This window comes from Pseudolysinimonas yzui, assembly GCF_014653215.1.
Taxonomy (GTDB): Bacteria; Actinomycetota; Actinomycetes; order Actinomycetales; family Microbacteriaceae; genus Pseudolysinimonas_A; species Pseudolysinimonas_A yzui.
In genome coordinates this window covers 1-15658 of record NZ_BNAI01000003.1, presented here as the reverse complement: position 1 = coordinate 15658, position 15658 = coordinate 1, and the positions used below count along the sequence as shown (strand labels likewise).

Sequence of the window (15658 nt, the reverse complement as noted above, 5' to 3'; positions counted from 1 at the left end):
GAAACGCGGCGAACGCATGTCCGAGGTCATCCGTCCCCGACGGCTCAGCGCGGGCGACAAGGTCGCGGTCGTGGCGCCTTCGCAGTCGCTGGCGTCCGTGTACCCGAAGGTCTACGCCGCGGGTCTCGCCACCCTGCGTGAGACCTTCGGGCTCGAGGTCGTCGAATTCCCGTCCACCACATTCGACCCCGAGTACTCATATCGTCACCCGGAGCTCCGCGCGGCGGACCTCAACGCGGCCTTCGCCGACGATTCGATCTCCGGCATCGTGGCTCAAATCGGTGGCACCGACTCGATCCGGCTGCTGCCGCACCTCGACGTCGACCTCGCCGTGGCGCACCCGAAGGTGCTGCTCGGCTACTCCGACACCGCGACGATGCTCACCACCTACGCGCGGGCGGGCCTGGTGACCTTCAACGGCCCGGCGGTGATGGCCGGGTTCGCCCAACTGTCGAACTTTCCCGAGCTCGAGCAGCACGTGCGCGATGTGCTGTTCGAACCCGCCGCGACCCTCGAGTACCGCCCGTATCCGCACTGGGTCGACCGCTACCCCAACTGGCACCGGCAGCCCGGTCACGAGATCGGCCATCAGCATCCGCACGACGGGTGGCGCTGGCTGCAGGGGTCGGGCGCGGTCAGCGGACGGCTGTTCGGTGGATGCATCGAGGTGCTGCAGTTCCTCAAGGGAACCGCCTACTGGCCCGAGCCCGAGTTCTTCGCGGGCCGCATCCTCTTCCTCGAGACCAGCGAAGACAAGCCGCCCGTGGCGTTCACCGAGCACTGGCTGCGCAGTTTCGGCGTCGGCGGCGGCCTCGACCGTCTCGCCGGGTTGCTGATCGGGCGGCCGCGCGATTACACCCCTGCCGAGTCGCGAGAGCTGGACGCCGTCATCCTTCAGGTGCTCGCCGAGTTCGGCCGCGACGACCTGGCGGTCGTCAGCAACCTCGACTTCGGCCACACCGACCCGCAGTGGATCCTGCCGAACAACGTGCTGTTCGAGATCGACGTCGCCGGGAAGGCTCTGCGGCTGCTCGAGCCGGCCGTCGCCTGAGGTCTTCGGCTAGCGGTCAGGCGGCGCAGTCGTAGACCGCGAGGTCGATGCGCCAGCGACCGCTGTCGTCGTACCAGCCGTTGACCTTCGCGGTGGTGATGCGGCCCTCGCCCGCGGCACTGAGCACCAGCCACCCCGACTCGGCGATGATCACCGCGGACGGCGCCGCCGATCCCACGAGCGACTTCGTGGCCGCGTACCCCACCTTCGTGCAGTCGTTGCCGTTGTAGGCCGCAAAGGCCGGGAGCGCGGAACCCGAACGGTGAGCATCGAAGGCCGCCCGCGCGACCGCCGGATCCTCGTACTGGTACGCCGGGTCGGGCGTCGGCTTCGGTTTGGGCTCTTCGCTCGGCGTGGGCTTGGGTTCTTCGCTCGGCGCCGGCTTGGGCTCTTCGACCGGCTTCGGTTTCGGCTCCGCTCCGGGCGCCACGTCTGCGTCCTTCGACGGCTCAGGGGTCGGCGTCGGCGTGGGCGTGGGTTTGGCGGGTGCTTCGGCGAGCTCGTCGGCCCCGTCCGACTTGACCCCTTCGAGCTTCTCCGGTGTCTCGGAGGGCACCCCACCCGTGAACGCGGCTAGCAGGCCGCCGGGCGTCGTCGCGGCGAACACGGTCGTCGGCACGGCGATCGCGACGCCCGCGACGAGTGCCGCCGCGATGATGAGCGCCCCCCGCGACGCCAGAAGCTTCCTGATCATGATGTCCCCCCGGACCGATCGATGACTCATGGTGCCCGAACCGTCGCCGAGAGCGCGACTCCCCTGTTCGCGGGCCGCCGAGCCCGGCGGGTCACGCGCGGTTCTAGGCTGAGTGGATGCGCCCCGCCGGTCTCGCCCAGCCGATCTTCGCGGGGCTCGTGGCGGGGGTCACCGGTTTCGCGTCGTCGTTCGCGCTGCTGATCGCCGGCCTGCGCAACGTCGGCGCGACCGACGATCAGGCGGCATCCGGACTGTTGGTGCTGTGCGTCGTGCCCGGTCTGCTCACCGTCGTGCTCAGCGCCGTCTCCCGCATCCCGATCTCGATCGTGTGGTCGACGCCGGCCGCCGCACTGCTGCTCGCCTCGGACGGCACCGACGACTTCCGCAGTGCCGTCGGGGCGTTCCTGCTCTGCGGCGTGCTGCTCGTGATCACCGGGCTGTGGCCGTGGCTCGCCCGCACCGTCACCCGCATCCCGAAACCGATCGCGAGCGCGATGCTCGCCGGCATCCTCTTCCCGATCTGCCTCGCGCCGGTGACCGCGAGCGTGCAGGAGCCGCTGCTCGCGCTGCCGATCGTGCTCACCTGGCTCGTGCTCGCCCGGCTCGCCCCTCGGCTCGCCGTTCCGGCGGCGGTCGTCGTGACCGTGGTGGTCGTGGTGATCTCCAGCAGCGGCGTCGACCTCTCGGGGGCGCGGATGCTGCCCGTGCTGGCACCCGTCGTGCCGGGCCTCGACCTGGCGATCGTGCTGGGTCTGGGCATCCCGGTGTATCTGGTCACGATGGCGGGGCAAAACGTGCCGGGCTTCGCGGTGCTGCGCACCTTCGGCTACGAGCACGCACCCGCCCGAGCGATCTTCGTCAGCACCGGCGCCGGCAACCTGGTCGCCGCGCCCTTTGGGGGCATCTCGATGAACCTCGCGGCGATGACGGCGGCGATGGCAGCCGGGCCCGACGCCCATCCCGAGCGCGAGAAGCGCTGGGTTGCCGCCGTGACCGCGGGCGCGACGCTCGCCGTTCTGGGGCTGCTGTCGGGGGTCGCGACGGTTCTCGTCGCGGCGAGCCCGCCCATCCTCATCACCGCCGTCGCGGGGCTCGCGCTGCTCGGCGCGCTTGTGTCGGCGGTGACCGCCGCGCTCGAGGAACCGGCGCACCGGCTGGTCGCGATCGTCACGTTCCTCGTGGCGGTGTCGGGGCTGTCGATCGCCGGCATCGGCTCGGCGTTCTGGGCGCTGCTCGTCGGGGGGCTCGTGATGCTCTGGTTCTTGCCCTGGCGGCGCAAGCACCACCCGGAGTCAGCGGCCCCCTGAGCACGATTGCGGTGGGCGGGGGCTACGCCAAGCCGCGGCGCGTGAGCAGCGGCTCGATGACGGCGTCGCGGCCGCGGAACTCGCGGTAGGCCTCCAGCGGATCCTTCGAGCCGCCGACGCCGAGAAGCAGATCGCGGAAGCGGTCGCCGTTCTCGCGGGTGAGGCCGCCGTTCTGCTTGAACCATTCGACGGTGTCGGCATCCAGCACTTCGCTCCAGATGTAGGAGTAGTAGCCGGCGTCGTAGCCGCCCGAGAAGGTGTGCGCGAAGTAGGCGCTCGAGTAGCGCGTCGGCACGGCGGGATTGTCGAGCCCGACCTTCGCCAGGGCCGCAGCCTCGAAGGCGGCGACGTCGGTGACCTCCGCGGCCTCAGTCGCCGAGAGGGTGTGCCACGCCTGGTCGAGCAGCGCGGCGGCGAGGTACTCGCTCGTCGCGAAGCCCTCGTTGAAGGTCTCCGAGTCGCGGATGCGCTGCACGACGCCGGCATCGATCGGCTCGCCGGTCTCGAAGTGCGTCGCGTACTTCTCGAGAACCTCGGGCCACAGCATCCACATCTCGTTCACCTGACTGGGGAACTCGACGAAGTCGCGGAAGACGTTCGTGCCCGCCAGTTTCGGGTAGGTCACGCGGGCGAACAGGCCGTGCAGCGCGTGGCCGAACTCGTGGAAGAAGGTGCTGACCTCGTCGAAGGTCAGCAGGGTCGGCTCGCCCGCGGCGGGCTTGGGAACGTTGAGGTTGTTCACCACGACGACCGGCTGGTCGAGCAGGAGGTTCTGCGAGACGAGCGGGTTCATCCAGGCGCCGCCGCGCTTCGAGTCGCGGGTGTAGAGGTCGAGCAGGTACAGCCCGACGGGGGAGCCGTCGGCGTTGGCGACCTCGAAGATGCGCACGTCGGGGTGGTAGCCGACGAGGTCGGTGCGCTCGCTGAAGGTGATGCCGTAGAGGGCGTTCGCGGCGCCGAAGACCCCGAGTTTGAGCACCCGCTCGGCCTCGAACCATGGGCGAAGCGCCGCGGTGTCGACGTCGTACTTCTCCTGCCGCACCTTCTCCGTGTAGTACGACCAGTCCGCCGCGGTGACGGGATGCCCGGCGAGCTTCTCGAGGTCGGCCTGCTCGGCTTTCGCGTTCTTCGCCGCCGCGGGAGCGAGCTTGCCGAGCATGGCGGCCACGGCATCCGGGCTGCCGGCGGTCTCGTCCTTCGTGACGTACGCGGCGTGGTTCTCGAACCCGAGCAGCTCGGCACGCTCGGCGCGCAGGCGCACGATCTCGAGCAGGATCTCGCGGTTGTCGAACTCGCCGCCGTGCGAGCCGCGGGCCCGGGATGCCGCCATCACCTTCGCGCGCACCTCCGGCTTGGTGAGGGCGGCGAGGAAGGGATGCCCCGTCGGCAGCACGAGAGTCACCAGGAATCCCTCGAGGCCCCGGGCGGCAGCCGCTTCGGCGGCGGCGGAGATCTCGCCGCCTTCGAGCCCGTCGAGATCGGCGCGGTCGGTGAGATGCACGGCCAACTCGTTGGTGTCGGCCAGCAAGTTCTTCTCGAACTTCGTGGTGAGGGTGGCGAGCTGCTGGTTGAGCTCCTTCAGGCGATCCTTCTGGGCGTCGTCAAGTCCGGCGCCGGCGAGGGTCATCTCGAGGTACCACCGCTCGACGAGGTAGCGGTCCTCAGGGGTGAGCGCCTCCTGCTGATCGATCGATTCGTAGACCGTCTTCACCCGCGAGTAGAGAAACCCGTCGAGCAGGATCGCATCCTGGTGCGCCGCGAGCTTCGGGGCGATCTTCTCTTCGAGCTCGTTGGTGAAGTCGGTGGAGTCGGCCGACGACTTGTTGAAGAACACGTGGCTCACCCGCGCGAGCAGTTGCCCGCTCGACTCCAGGGCGGGGAAGGTGTTGGCGAACATCGGGAAGTCGCGCTTGCGGGTGATCGCCGAGATCTCGGCGAGCTGCTCTTCCATGCCCTTCTCGAAGGCCTCCTCGTAGTGCTCGTCCGCGATCTCGGCGAACGGCGGCAACTGGTAGGGGAGGGTGCTGACTTCGAAGAAGGGGTTCTTCATCGGGCCAGCCTACGTGGGCAGCCCGTGAGTGCAAAGATTTCGTTGCAAAAAAGCCGTTGCAAAGAACTGCTTGCAAAGAATCCTTTGCAACGGTATCTTTGCACCATGGGTCACAAGAGCAAGGACGAGATCGTCCTCGAGACGGCCGCCCTCAAGGGGCTGGCCCATCCGCTGCGCGTCGCGCTCATCGACGCGTTGTCGGCATACGGCCCCGCGACGGCGAGCGCCCTCGCCGAACGACTCGGCGAGTCGAGCGGCGCGACCAGCTACCACTTGCGCCAACTCGAGAAGAACGGGTTCGTGCAAGAAGACACCACTCGCGGCAGCGGTCGCGAACGCTGGTGGGAACGAGTGCCGCGACCGATCTCGCTGAACTCCACCGAACTCGAGCCGTCGAGTGCCGATCGCGCCGCGAGCGACCTCGTCATGGGGGAGTGGCAGCGCAACCGGCAGAAGCGCCTCAGCGCCTATCTCGCGCACGGCCTCGAAGCGGTCGGCAAGGACTGGCTCGAGGCGAGCGGGGTCATGACGGCCAATCTGCAGCTCACCCGTGAGCAGATGAACGACCTCGGGGAGGAACTCTCCGCGGTCGTGGACGGATACCTCAAGAAGTACCGAAACCAGAAGAAGCCAGGTGCTCGACCGGTGCAGATCCACGTCGACGTCTTCCCCCTGATCGACGGTGTCGAGCAGCCCGGGAGTGTCGGTGGTTCCACGGAAGATGAACTGTGATGAACGAAGGGAAGTCGGCCATGACCTACGGGACGTTCATGGACACGGGGCGGATCACCGGGGTGCCCGGGGTCGCCGTCCGGCTCGGCCGGGCACTCGAGAGTTGGGGCCGCAAGGTCGCCACGCCGATCGATCGCGACACGCAACGTCGCGAATACGAACGGCACATCGGCAACGAGGCGAGGATGCTGCATGGTGAGCGCCTCGTTCGCCAGCCCCGGTAGGGCGACAGCACACTCCGGGGATCAGTCGAGCGGACTCTCGACGGTCACCGAGTCGCCGACCGGGTCGTACCGGAGGGTCGTCCCGTCATCGAGTTCCACGACGGGCCGGCCCTCCAGCCATGTCAGGGTCCAGCGCCATCCGGTGGTGTCGACGCCGGCGAGCTCGATCTCGACCGCGGCGACCGCAGCCACCATCGCGGCGGGCAGCCGCGCGGGCGGTTCCGCGCCGATCTCCCACCGGGTTCCGAGTTGCATGGCCTCACGCTAACCTCCCGATCATGGGTATGACGACCAACGCGCAGATCACGATCGCGAAGCCGGCCGCCGAGGTCTTCCGCTGGCTTATCGAGCCCGAGAAGCTCACGGCCTGGGCCGGCGGCCCGGGGCTCATGCCCGCCGATCCCGCGGCGCTTCACTCGGGGTTCGAGACGTCGGGGCCGATACCGGCCCTCGCGGGCGACGCGCACATGCGGATCGAGAACTGGAACCCGCCGCTCGGCTTCGCCGTGACGATGACCTACGCGGGCGGCGACGCGACGACGACGTACACGCTCACCGAATCGGGCGGCACGACGACGCTCTCCTCGTCGTCCGACAGCGACTGGGGCAAGCCCGACCTGAGCGAGCTGGAGAAGCAGATGGCACAGCAGTCGCCCGAGATCCAGGCCGCCATGCACCACGCGATCGACCTGATGAACAGCCAGGTGGGCTCCGGCGCTTACGACGCGACCGCCCAGCAGGGGATGCAGGCGGCGCTCGAGCAGTCGCTCGCGAAGCTCAAGTCGCTGGCCGAAGCGGCCTAACCCTCCGCCACCTCCCGGGCGACGAGCACCCGGTGGAAGTCGGCGGCGGCGTATGCCTCGGCGGCATCCGCCTGGGGTTTGCCGCAGGCGTCGAGCGGCGCGTAGACCGCGATCGTCTCGCCGTTCTCGAGGTCGAGCCACAGGATGAGCGGATCCGGCAGGTCCCCGTCGCATGCCTCCGACGTGCGCACCTCGTCCGGGGCGGCGTAGGCGGCCAGCAACCCCGCCGGATCGCCGCGGAGGTCGTCGACGTACTGCACCTTGTTCAGGACGCCCTGTACCTCGTGGAAGTCGGCGGTGCACCGGTGCACCGCCACGACCTCGGCAGGATCCTCGTCGAAGTGCTCCGTCGGAACGCCGGGGCAGGTCCGCAGCGCGTGCGGGTGGGTGATCGGGATGGGAGGAGTGGGACCGGATGCCGGCGCCGCGCCGGGTGCGCATCCCGCGAGCACGAGGCTCGCCGTCACGATCGCGAGCTGCGCGTACATCCGTGCCGTCATCCCGACCTCGTTACAGCTCGACCTCGTAGGTCACCCAGGTGGTGCGCTTCGCCAGCTTGTCGTAGACCCACTGTGCGGTGGCGTTCGACTCGGCGGTGACCCAGCGCAGCGTGCCGCCGCCCTCGTAGCGCGCGATCTTGATCAGATGCTCGAGGATCGCAGTGCCGACGCCGCCGGCGCGCGCCTCGGGGTCGACGAACAGGTCTTCGAGATACCAGTCCTCGCCGACCGAGAAGGTGGCGACGTGCGTGCGCACGTGGGCGATGCCGACGACCCGGCCATTCTGCTCGGCGACGAAGCCGCGGAGCGCGCCGCCCAGCAGAGCCGACCAGACGTGGTCGAGCACCTCGTCGGAGAGCTCGGTCTCGTAGAAGACTCCGTAGGCGTGGAAGAGCGCCCGCCACGCGTCGTGATCGGCGGGCGCGATGTCGCGCACGAGGAGCGTCATGCGGGAGCCTCGGCCAGCTCGATCGCGCGCACCTCGATCTCGTCGGCGTCCACCAGATCGAGCCGGGCGATGCGGCCCACCGCCTTCAGGTCGTCCGCGGCTTCGGCGAGGATCGCCGGACCGGCGAGGGTCGCGGTGAGCACCTCGGTCTTCTGCGAGGCCTGGGCTTCCGTCTTCGCGCGGCGGATGCCGATGAGGGCGGCGCTCACCGCGGGCAGCAGACCGCGCGGCGCCTCCGCGTCGAGGGTCGGCCAGGCCGCGGTGTGCACCGAGCCGTCGTGGGTCCACGACCACACCTCTTCGGTCGCGAACGGCAGCACGGGGGCGAGCAGCCGCAGCATGATGTCGATCGCCAGGCGCAGCGCCGCGACCGAGGATGAGTCGCCGGCGTAGGCGCGCTCCTTCACCAGCTCCAGGTAGTCGTCGCAGAACGTCCAGAAGAACTGCTCCGTCGCCTCGAGGGCGCGGGCGTGGTCGTACTCTTCGTACGCCTTCGTGGCGATGCGCACGACCTCGGCGAGTTCGGCGAGCATGTCGACGTCGAGGGGATTAGTGATCTCGGTGGTGGTCTCGACACGCGCCTCCGGCGCTACTCGACCGGCGAGGTCGCCGAAGGAGTAGACGAACTTGGCGGCGTTGAGGATCTTGATCGCGAGACGCCGGCCGATCTTCATCTGCTTCGGGTTCTGCGGGTCGAACGCCGCGTCGGTGCCCAGCCGGCTCGATGCTGCCCAGTAGCGCACGGCATCCGCGCCGTGCTCGTCGAGGATCGCGCCCGGGGTGACGACGTTGCCTTTCGACTTCGACATCTTCTTGCGGTCGGGGTCGACGATGAAGCCCGAGATGCCGGCGTTGGTCCACGGGATGCTGCCGTGCTCGAGCTGCGCGCGCAGCACCGTCGAGAACAGCCAGGTGCGGATGATGTCCTGCCCCTGCGACCGCAGGGAGTACGGGAACACCAGGTTGAACAGCTCGGGGTCGGTCTCCCAGCCGCCGGCGATCTGCGGCGTCAGCGACGAGGTCGCCCAGGTGTCCATGATGTCGAGGTCGCCCTCGAAGCCGCCGGGCACGCCGCGCTGATCCTCGCGGAATCCGGGCGGCACGTCGGTCGACGGGTCGACGGGCAGGGCGTGCTCGTCGGGGATGATGACATCCCCGCGCTCGCCGTCGGCGTCGAGGTGGTACCAGACGGGAATCGGCACCCCGAAGAAGCGTTGACGCGAGATGAGCCAGTCGCCGGTGAGACCGCCGACCCAGTTCTCGTAGCGCACCCGCATGAAGTCGGGGTGGAAGTCGATCTGCCGACCGGCGTCGAGCAGCTGGTCGCGCAGCTTCTCGTCACGCGCGCCGTTGGCGATGTACCACTGGCGGGTCGAGACGATCTCGAGCGGCTTGTCGCCCTTCTCGTAGAACTTCACCGCGTGGGTCGTCGGTTTCGGGTCGCCGATCAGGTCGCCCGATTCGCGTAGCAGCTCGACGGTGCGCGCCTTCGCGCTGAACACCGTCTTGCCCGCGAGCTCCGCGTAGGCGGCGCGGCCGGCATCCGTGAACAGGTCGGCGGCCGGGGCTTCGGCGATGAACCGGCCGTCGCGGCCGAGCACGGTGCGGTTGGGCAGGTCGAGTTCGCGCCACCAGACGACGTCGGTCACGTCGCCGAAGGTGCAGATCATCGCGATGCCGGTGCCCTTGTCCTTCTGGGCGAGGCGGTGGGCGACGATCGGCACCTCGACGCCGAAGAGCGGCGTGGTGACCGTCGTGCCGAACAGGTGCTGATAGCGCTCGTCATCGGGATGCGCGACGAGCGCCACGCAGGCCGGCAGCAGCTCGGGGCGGGTGGTGGCGATCTCGATCGTGCCGCCGTCGGCCTGGTGGAACGTCACCGCGTGATAGGCGGCGGGCTGCTCCTTGTCTTCGAGTTCGGCCTGCGCCACGGCGGTGCGGAAGGTGATATCCCATAGCGTCGGCGCTTCCGCCTGGTAGGCCTCGCCCCGGGCGAGGTTGCGCAGGAACGCGCGCTGCGCGACCGTCTGTGCCTCCGCGCCGATGGTGCGGTAGGTGAGCGACCAGTCGACGCTGAGCCCCATTGCGCGCCAGAGGTCCTCGAACTGCTTCTCGTCTTCGATCGTCAGCCGCTCGCACAGCTCGATGAAGTTGCGGCGCGAGACTGGCACCTGATCGGCGGCCTTGCTGGACGCGTTGTCGCCGCCCTCGAGCGGCGGCAGGTAGCCCTCGACGTAGGGGAGGGTGGGGTCGCAACGCACCCCGTAATAGTTCTGCACCCGGCGTTCGGTGGGCAGACCGTTGTCGTCCCAGCCCATCGGGTAGAAGATCTGCTCGCCGCGCATCCGGTGGAACCGGGCCGCGAGGTCCATGTGGGTGTACGAGAACACGTGTCCGATGTGCAGCGAGCCGGACGCCGTCGGCGGCGGGGTGTCGACGCTGAAGACGCTGCCGGCCGCGAGCGCGGCGGTGCGATCGAACCGGTAGGTGCCCTGTTGCTCCCACTCGGCGGCCCACTTGGGCTCGAGCCCTTCGAGGGCGGGCTTTTCGGGGATGCCGTGCGCGGGCTGGGCAGAGGTCATGATGGTGCTCCGGTTCGATATGCGCGGCACCGTGTCAGTTCGGAGGGTTCCGGGGAGGTGCCTGGTTGTGTGCGAGCAGTTTAGCGGCGAGTGCCGGATGAGAGTCCTCTCATCCGTGTTGGCGCCTTCCGCCCGGGCTCGCCGTCGCGGCGTCATACTGGGCACATGGTCGGGGCCGGTCGCCGATGGGGGCTACCGCGCTGGAGCGTGCGGGCCAGAATTCTTGCCGCCATCCTCCTGGTCGTACTAGTCGGGCTGGGGGTGACCGGGAGCGTGAGTTATCTCGTGCAACGCGACCAGGTCCAGCGCGACATCGACGCCGAGCTGCTGCGCCAGGTCGATGCCGCTCGCGGCGTCGTCGAAGCGGAGGCCGGCGAGGTGCTGACCGCGCACGACGCCCTCGCCCGCATCCTCGCTCTCGTGCCCGCCCCGCAGAACGGTTCCGTCGTCGGAATCGTCGACGGTCATCCGGCGCTCGTGCCCGGCACCGCCGTGGCGTTCTCGCTCGAAGACTCCGGCCTGGTCGAGCGGGTCGTGAGCGAGGTCTCCGACGGTTCCGCCCGCATCGGCACGGCGCTTCTCGACGGCGTCGAGATCCGCTACGTCGGCGTGGCGGTGCTCATCGACGGGGCACCCGACACCGGCGTCTATCTCGTCGCCGTCGACGTCGCCCGCGAACTGGAGCCGACGAACCGCGCCTTCACGATCTTCGCGGTGGTCGGGGTCGCGACGCTCGTCGCGGTCGCCCTCGCGGGGTGGCTCGTCGCGGGACGTCTGCTGCGGCCGCTGCGTCGGCTGCGGCGCACGGCCGAACGGATCACCGCGAGCGACCTGCGGGAGCGCATCCCGGTCGAAGGCAACGACGACATGTCGCGCCTCACCGAGACGGTCAACGACATGCTCGACCGGCTCGACGCGGCTCTGCGCAATCAGCGCGAACTGCTCGACGACGTGCGGCACGAGCTGCGCACCCCGCTCACGATCATCAGGGGCCACCTCGAACTTGTCGACCCCGCGGATCCCGGGGACGTGCGGCGCACCGCCGAACTCGCGATCGAAGAACTGGACCGCATGGCCGGGCTCGTCGACGGGCTCGCGACCCTGGCCGAGGTGCGTGCGACCGTTCCCGAGCTTCGCGAGATCGACGTCGGCCGCCTCACTCGGGACGTCGCCGACCTGGCGAGCGCGATCCCCGGTCACCCGTGGCTCGCGACCGAGATCGCGGAAGGCACGGTCACGGTGGATCGGGCGCTCATCACGCAGGCCTGGCTGCAACTCGCCGACAACGCCGCGAAGTACGCCCCGCCCGGCACCCCGATCGAGGTGGGCAGCCGGGATGTCGAGGGCGGCTTCGACCTGTGGGTTCGCGACTACGGCCCCGGGATCGCTGCGGGGCAGGAGACGCGGATCTTCGAACGATTCGTGCGCTCGACCGAGGGCTCGGCGCACGGCTCGGGTCTCGGCCTGGCGATCGTCGACGGGATCGCCCGGGCGCACGGCGGGTCGGCGCGCGTGGAGTCACCCGGCGACGGGTCCCGATTCGTCATCAACGTTCCGAAGGGAGATGCGGAATGACCCACATCCTGATCGTCGACGACGAGGAGCGGATCATCTCGTTCGTGCGCCGGGGCTTGACCGCCGCCGGCTACGCGACCAGTTCGACCGGTTCCGGTCTCGAAGCGCTCGCGCTACTGCGCGCCGGCGGAATCGACCTGGTGCTGCTCGACATCGGACTGCCCGACATCAGCGGTCTCGAGGTGCTCGCTCGCCTGCGCGCCGAGGGCTCGATGGTGACGGTGATCGCCCTGACAGCGCGCGACTCGGCCCGCGATCTCGTAGCCGGACTCGACGGTGGTGCGGATGACTACGTGCCGAAGCCGTTCACCTTCGACGAGCTGCTCGCCCGCATCCGGGCGCGGTTGCGGGATCGGGACCGGGCGGTGCCGACCCGGCTCGAGCATGACGGCCTCGTGCTCGATCTGCTCGAACGACGGGCGACCATCGGCGATCACGACATCGAGCTGTCGGCCCGGGAGTTCGCGCTCGCCGAGGAGCTGATGCGGCACGCCGGCCAGGTCCTCAGCCGCGAGCAACTGCTGAGTCGCGTGTGGGGTTATGACTTCGACCCGGGGTCGAACGTCGTCGATGTCTACATTCGATACCTGCGCACGAAACTCGGGGCCGAACGCATCGAGACGGTGCGGGGGGCGGGTTACCGGCTGGTCTGAGCCGAAGCTACGGCTTCCCCTGGCCGGGCGCACTGCCGCTGTTGCCGGGCGATCCCGACAGCCCTGGCGCCTCGCCGCTGTTGCCCGGGGCGGCCGGTTCGGGCTCAGGTTCGGGGTCGGGGCCGGAGGTGACCGGCTCGGCGGGTGCGGGCGCGACGACGGTCGGCCCCACGGCCGTTCCACCCTGGTCGCCACCGCTCGAGCTGTCGGCTCCCGAGTCGGCGGACTCACCAGCAGCGTCGGCGGCAGGAGTCTCGGGCTCGTCGAGCGGATCGCCCGGTTGCGAGGTGGTCGTGATGGCGCCTTCCGGCAGCACCGCACCCGCACGGTCGACCGGCGACAGCTGGCTCACCAAAGCGGCGACCGTCGCCACGGCGACGAACGTCGACAGTGCGACGATCACGGCGGATGCGCGGGGGAAACGCATGCCCACATCATCCTCGCTACAGACCCCTCAGTCGACCCCCCGGACGAGGGACTCACCGGCACTGAGTGGTGAGCTGGATGAGCCCGTCGGCCGGGCGGCCGTAGATCGACTCGCCGTTGCCCTCGGCGGTATAGCCCAACCCGATCGCCCACGCGGTCGCCCACGGTTCTTCGCCGCCCGCGGCGTACTCCGAGTCGAAGAACAGCGCGTTGCAGTCCGTGCGGGCCAAGACGGCGTGGCCGACCTCGTGCGCGACGAGCGACTGCACCCCGGCCGCGGGCCACATCGTGGCCACGCTGTCGGACAGCGTGATGGTGGCAGAGCCGCCGTCGGCTGAGGACCAGTAGCTGGTGCCGCCGTAGCTGCCCCCGGTGCCGTATCCGTTGACCGTCATCGCCCAGTCGAAATCGAGCAGCACACCGCCGGCCAGCGAGCGCGCGAAGGCCTGCACCACAAGTCGGCGGTCGAGCAGCGGCCCGGCCTTCTCGGCGATCTCTTCGGCGTGTGAGGCCTCCAACGCGTGGGCGGCATCGAGGTAGCTGACGAGGTACTCGGCGACCGCGTCGTCCGGGACGCTGCCGAGATCGGCGACAGCGGTGCGGAAGGCGATGTGCGGGGCGTTCTCGGCATCGAAGTTCGCCGCCTCGACGGCGGGTGCGGCGGCCTGGGTGACGGTGACCAGCTCGTCGAGTGCGGCGACCACCGGGTCGACGTCGTCGCCCACCTCGCGGGCCGCCGCTCGGAGGTCGGCCGTGAGGTCGCGGAGCTGCTCTGTGTCCAGCGGCTCGGGATCGGTGCCGAGGAGGCTCTGCGCCTCGGCGAGCGACCCCGTTGCGGCATCCCGTTCGGTCGCCACCGCGGTGAGCGCATCGCCGGCCAGCAGCGGGTCGGTCGCGAGCGAGAGCACCTGGTCGGCCTCCGCGACGGCGGCTTCGGAGGTCTCGACGGCATTCGTCAGGTGCGTGGTGGCGGACCGGTGGTCGGCGTCGGCATTCTGCCGGTCGATGAGCGAGAGGGTGACGAGCACTCCGACGACGACGAGGGCGACGAACACCAGCGCGCCGGCGATCAGGCCGATGAGAAGCGGGCGCCGCATCCCTCGACCCTAACCGCCGGCCGTGCTCACCGGCGAGGCGTGCTCAGCCCTGCCAGTTGACGTCTTCGTAGACGACGTGGTGGCTGACGTGCTCGCCATTCGGGCCGACGAGGGTGATCGTGACGTCGAGGTACTGGTCGTGGTTGCACGGGAACAGATGCTCGTCGGTCAGGTCGTTGTTGCTGCCCGCGTTCGCGTTCGGGAACTGCATGTAGTTGTCGTTCTTCGCGTCTTCGTCGCTCGGGGTGTACCAGGCTTCGACGGCGTTCGCGGCGGTCCACGAGAACGTGATCTCGGGCTTGTCCTGCTCGCCCGTCGGGTCGCACTCGACGGTGAGATCGGCGGTGAAGTTGGTGAAGCGCGTCGAGTTGTCGACCGGCGCCTGGGTCTCGTCGGGTTCCTCGGACGTCGTCGGGCTCGGCGACGGCGACTCGCTCGCCGTCAGGGTCGGGGTCGGGGTCTCACCCGCACCCGGCCCGGCGGTGCCGCGCCCGATGAGCAGGAACACGATCGCCACCACCGTGAGCAGCAGCACCGCCGCGACGATCCCGAGGATGAGGATGATGCGGTTCTGGCCCCCCGCCGCGGGAGGCGGCGCGCCGGGGTCGGACGTCGGCAGGGGCACGGTGGTCATGCGGGCTCCTCAGTCGCTCAGAATTTGTCGCCGGTGTTCGTGACGGTGAAGGTCTTGCTGACGTGCTGTCCGTTGGTGCCGACGACCGTCAGGGTGAACTTGGCCGTGGCCGCACCGCACGGGTACTCGACGGTGGAACCGCCGTACACGTCGTTCTGGTTGCCGCTGATCGGCATCGGGAATGCCTGCGCATCGGCGGCATCGCCCTCGCCGAACAGGAACCACACCGACGACGCGTTCTTCGCCGTGTAGTTGAACGAGATGCCGGGGGTCGTGTATCCGGGAGGGTTCGTGCTGTTGCAGAACACGGTCTGCCCCTGGCTGAACGAGGCGAAGCCGGGCGAGGTGTCCGGCGGCGGCGGAGGCGGGGGAGCGGAGTCCGCGGTGGGGGTCGGCGTCGGGGTGGGGGTGGGCGTCGGGGTGGGGGAGTCGCTCGGCGTCGGGCTCACCGTGGGGGTGTCCGACGGAGTCGGGCTGCTGTCGGGGCTCGTCTTGCCGCCGCCGAACAGGATGATCAGCAGGACGATGATCGCGATCAACAGCGCCGCGCCGACCCCGATGAGGGTGAACAGCAGCGCCTTCGACTTCTGGCGTTCCTCGACCAACTCGCCGGCGGCGTCCGTCGTCTCGGGGAGTCGCTGCGTGGGAGTGTCGTCGGTCATGCTGATCCTCGCCTCGAGCCGGGCGCTGCCCCCGGACGGGTCACAGCATAGGGCTCGCGGTGAGCTGGCCTCAATACCGGGGAGCGGGCCGCCCTAGATGTATTCGGTCAGAGCGTTGGTGACACGCGGCTGATGGGGGGTTGGCCTCCGCAGGCGGTGTGGGCTCGAGCGTAGTTGTAGTGATCGAGCCAGGGGCCGAGGGCTGTGTTGCGGTCGGCGT

At 69.5% G+C, this 15658-nt stretch carries 17 protein-coding genes and 1 pseudogene; 7 read left to right on the top strand and 11 right to left on the bottom strand.

Annotated elements, in window-relative coordinates; all coding sequences use genetic code 11:
- The first annotated feature begins 16 nt into the window (after positions 1-16).
- Positions 17-1051, top strand: a complete 1035-nt coding sequence (locus IE173_RS08615) for a S66 family peptidase (RefSeq protein WP_191283080.1) — start codon at positions 17-19, stop codon at positions 1049-1051.
- Between the two features lie 16 nt (positions 1052-1067).
- Here IE173_RS08615 and IE173_RS15605 read toward each other — a convergent pair whose 3' ends face one another.
- A complete protein-coding gene (locus tag IE173_RS15605; protein ID WP_191283079.1) occupies positions 1068-1745 on the bottom strand; it encodes a hypothetical protein in 678 nt (225 codons plus the stop codon).
- A gap of 116 nt (positions 1746-1861) precedes the next feature.
- Between IE173_RS15605 and IE173_RS08605 the strand changes: the two genes are divergently transcribed.
- Positions 1862-3052, top strand: coding sequence for a benzoate/H(+) symporter BenE family transporter (locus IE173_RS08605; RefSeq protein WP_191283078.1), 1191 nt, complete (start codon positions 1862-1864; stop codon positions 3050-3052).
- Positions 3053-3074: 22 nt separating this feature from the next.
- Here the strand turns inward: IE173_RS08605 and IE173_RS08600 are convergent, their stop codons facing one another.
- Complete coding sequence (locus IE173_RS08600) at positions 3075-5102, bottom strand: M3 family metallopeptidase (protein WP_191283077.1); 2028 nt, start codon at positions 5100-5102, stop codon at positions 3075-3077.
- 105 nt (positions 5103-5207) lie between these two features.
- Between IE173_RS08600 and IE173_RS08595 the strand changes: the two genes are divergently transcribed.
- Together IE173_RS08595 and IE173_RS08590 are read left to right on the top strand one after the other, a co-directional pair.
- Entirely contained in the window at positions 5208-5834 is a 627-nt protein-coding gene (locus IE173_RS08595; RefSeq protein WP_191283076.1) for an ArsR/SmtB family transcription factor, read from the top strand.
- Positions 5834-6058, top strand: coding sequence for a hypothetical protein (locus tag IE173_RS08590; protein ID WP_191283075.1), 225 nt, complete (start codon positions 5834-5836; stop codon positions 6056-6058). Before IE173_RS08595 ends, IE173_RS08590 begins: the two co-directional genes overlap by 1 nt.
- Positions 6059-6079: 21 nt before the next feature.
- Here IE173_RS08590 and IE173_RS08585 read toward each other — a convergent pair whose 3' ends face one another.
- A complete protein-coding gene (locus tag IE173_RS08585) occupies positions 6080-6313 on the bottom strand; it encodes a hypothetical protein (protein WP_191283074.1) in 234 nt (77 codons plus the stop codon).
- 23 nt (positions 6314-6336) lie between these two features.
- On the opposite strand from IE173_RS08585, the gene IE173_RS08580 reads away from it, so the two are divergent.
- Positions 6337-6861 (top strand): SRPBCC family protein, encoded by a 525-nt coding sequence (locus tag IE173_RS08580; protein WP_191283073.1) that lies wholly within the window; start codon positions 6337-6339, stop codon positions 6859-6861.
- Here the strand turns inward: IE173_RS08580 and IE173_RS08575 are convergent.
- The 3 genes from IE173_RS08575 to valS are packed head-to-tail and all read right to left on the bottom strand — an operon-like array spanning position 6858 to position 10391.
- Entirely contained in the window at positions 6858-7361 is a 504-nt protein-coding gene (locus tag IE173_RS08575; protein WP_191283072.1) for a hypothetical protein, read from the bottom strand. The two genes, IE173_RS08580 and IE173_RS08575, sit on opposite strands and share 4 nt — an antisense overlap.
- 10 nt (positions 7362-7371) lie before the next feature.
- Positions 7372-7809: a GNAT family N-acetyltransferase gene (locus IE173_RS08570; protein WP_191283071.1), complete on the bottom strand. Its 438-nt coding sequence runs from the start codon at positions 7807-7809 to the stop codon at positions 7372-7374.
- Positions 7806-10391 (bottom strand): valine--tRNA ligase, encoded by a 2586-nt coding sequence (gene valS, locus IE173_RS08565; RefSeq protein ID WP_191283070.1) that lies wholly within the window; start codon positions 10389-10391, stop codon positions 7806-7808. The genes IE173_RS08570 and valS overlap by 4 nt, the downstream gene beginning before the upstream one ends.
- A gap of 261 nt (positions 10392-10652) precedes the next feature.
- Here valS and IE173_RS08560 point away from each other — a divergent pair, with 261 nt between their 5' ends.
- Entirely contained in the window at positions 10653-11966 is a 1314-nt protein-coding gene (locus IE173_RS08560; protein ID WP_191283069.1) for a sensor histidine kinase, read from the top strand.
- Positions 11963-12619, top strand: coding sequence for a response regulator transcription factor (locus tag IE173_RS08555; RefSeq protein ID WP_191283068.1), 657 nt, complete (start codon positions 11963-11965; stop codon positions 12617-12619). Before IE173_RS08560 ends, IE173_RS08555 begins: the two co-directional genes overlap by 4 nt.
- Positions 12620-12626: 7 nt before the next feature.
- Here the strand turns inward: IE173_RS08555 and IE173_RS08550 are convergent, their stop codons facing one another.
- The 5 genes and pseudogenes from IE173_RS08550 to IE173_RS15470 all read right to left on the bottom strand — a co-directional run.
- Positions 12627-13046: a hypothetical protein gene (locus IE173_RS08550; RefSeq protein WP_191283067.1), complete on the bottom strand. Its 420-nt coding sequence runs from the start codon at positions 13044-13046 to the stop codon at positions 12627-12629.
- A gap of 52 nt (positions 13047-13098) precedes the next feature.
- Positions 13099-14142 carry a hypothetical protein gene (locus tag IE173_RS08545; protein ID WP_191283066.1) on the bottom strand — a complete coding sequence of 348 codons (1044 nt, stop codon included), beginning with the start codon at positions 14140-14142 and terminating at the stop codon, positions 13099-13101.
- 43 nt (positions 14143-14185) lie between these two features.
- Entirely contained in the window at positions 14186-14776 is a 591-nt protein-coding gene (locus IE173_RS08540) for a hypothetical protein (protein WP_191283065.1), read from the bottom strand.
- 17 nt (positions 14777-14793) lie between these two features.
- Positions 14794-15438, bottom strand: a complete 645-nt coding sequence (locus IE173_RS08535) for a hypothetical protein (RefSeq protein WP_191283064.1) — start codon at positions 15436-15438, stop codon at positions 14794-14796.
- Positions 15439-15545: 107 nt separating this feature from the next.
- Positions 15546-15658, bottom strand: a pseudogene (locus IE173_RS15470) (IS481 family transposase); the annotation flags it as partial.

Bases quoted from the DNA above. Each gene is read 5' to 3' on its own strand.
- IE173_RS08615 (WP_191283080.1), top strand. From the start codon at position 17: ATGTCCGAGGTCATCCGTCCCCGACGGCTCAGCGCGGGCGACAAGGTC.
- IE173_RS15605 (WP_191283079.1), bottom strand. From the start codon at position 1,745: ATGATCAGGAAGCTTCTGGCGTCGCGGGGGGCGCTCATCATCGCGGCG.
- IE173_RS08605 (WP_191283078.1), top strand. From the start codon at position 1,862: ATGCGCCCCGCCGGTCTCGCCCAGCCGATCTTCGCGGGGCTCGTGGCG.
- IE173_RS08600 (WP_191283077.1), bottom strand. From the start codon at position 5,102: ATGAAGAACCCCTTCTTCGAAGTCAGCACCCTCCCCTACCAGTTGCCG.
- IE173_RS08595 (WP_191283076.1), top strand. From the start codon at position 5,208: ATGGGTCACAAGAGCAAGGACGAGATCGTCCTCGAGACGGCCGCCCTC.
- IE173_RS08590 (WP_191283075.1), top strand. From the start codon at position 5,834: ATGAACGAAGGGAAGTCGGCCATGACCTACGGGACGTTCATGGACACG.
- IE173_RS08585 (WP_191283074.1), bottom strand. From the start codon at position 6,313: ATGCAACTCGGAACCCGGTGGGAGATCGGCGCGGAACCGCCCGCGCGG.
- IE173_RS08580 (WP_191283073.1), top strand. From the start codon at position 6,337: ATGGGTATGACGACCAACGCGCAGATCACGATCGCGAAGCCGGCCGCC.
- IE173_RS08575 (WP_191283072.1), bottom strand. From the start codon at position 7,361: ATGACGGCACGGATGTACGCGCAGCTCGCGATCGTGACGGCGAGCCTC.
- IE173_RS08570 (WP_191283071.1), bottom strand. From the start codon at position 7,809: ATGACGCTCCTCGTGCGCGACATCGCGCCCGCCGATCACGACGCGTGG.
- valS (WP_191283070.1), bottom strand. From the start codon at position 10,391: ATGACCTCTGCCCAGCCCGCGCACGGCATCCCCGAAAAGCCCGCCCTC.
- IE173_RS08555 (WP_191283068.1), top strand. From the start codon at position 11,963: ATGACCCACATCCTGATCGTCGACGACGAGGAGCGGATCATCTCGTTC.
- IE173_RS08550 (WP_191283067.1), bottom strand. From the start codon at position 13,046: ATGCGTTTCCCCCGCGCATCCGCCGTGATCGTCGCACTGTCGACGTTC.
- IE173_RS08545 (WP_191283066.1), bottom strand. From the start codon at position 14,142: ATGCGGCGCCCGCTTCTCATCGGCCTGATCGCCGGCGCGCTGGTGTTC.
- IE173_RS08540 (WP_191283065.1), bottom strand. From the start codon at position 14,776: ATGACCACCGTGCCCCTGCCGACGTCCGACCCCGGCGCGCCGCCTCCC.
- IE173_RS08535 (WP_191283064.1), bottom strand. From the start codon at position 15,438: ATGACCGACGACACTCCCACGCAGCGACTCCCCGAGACGACGGACGCC.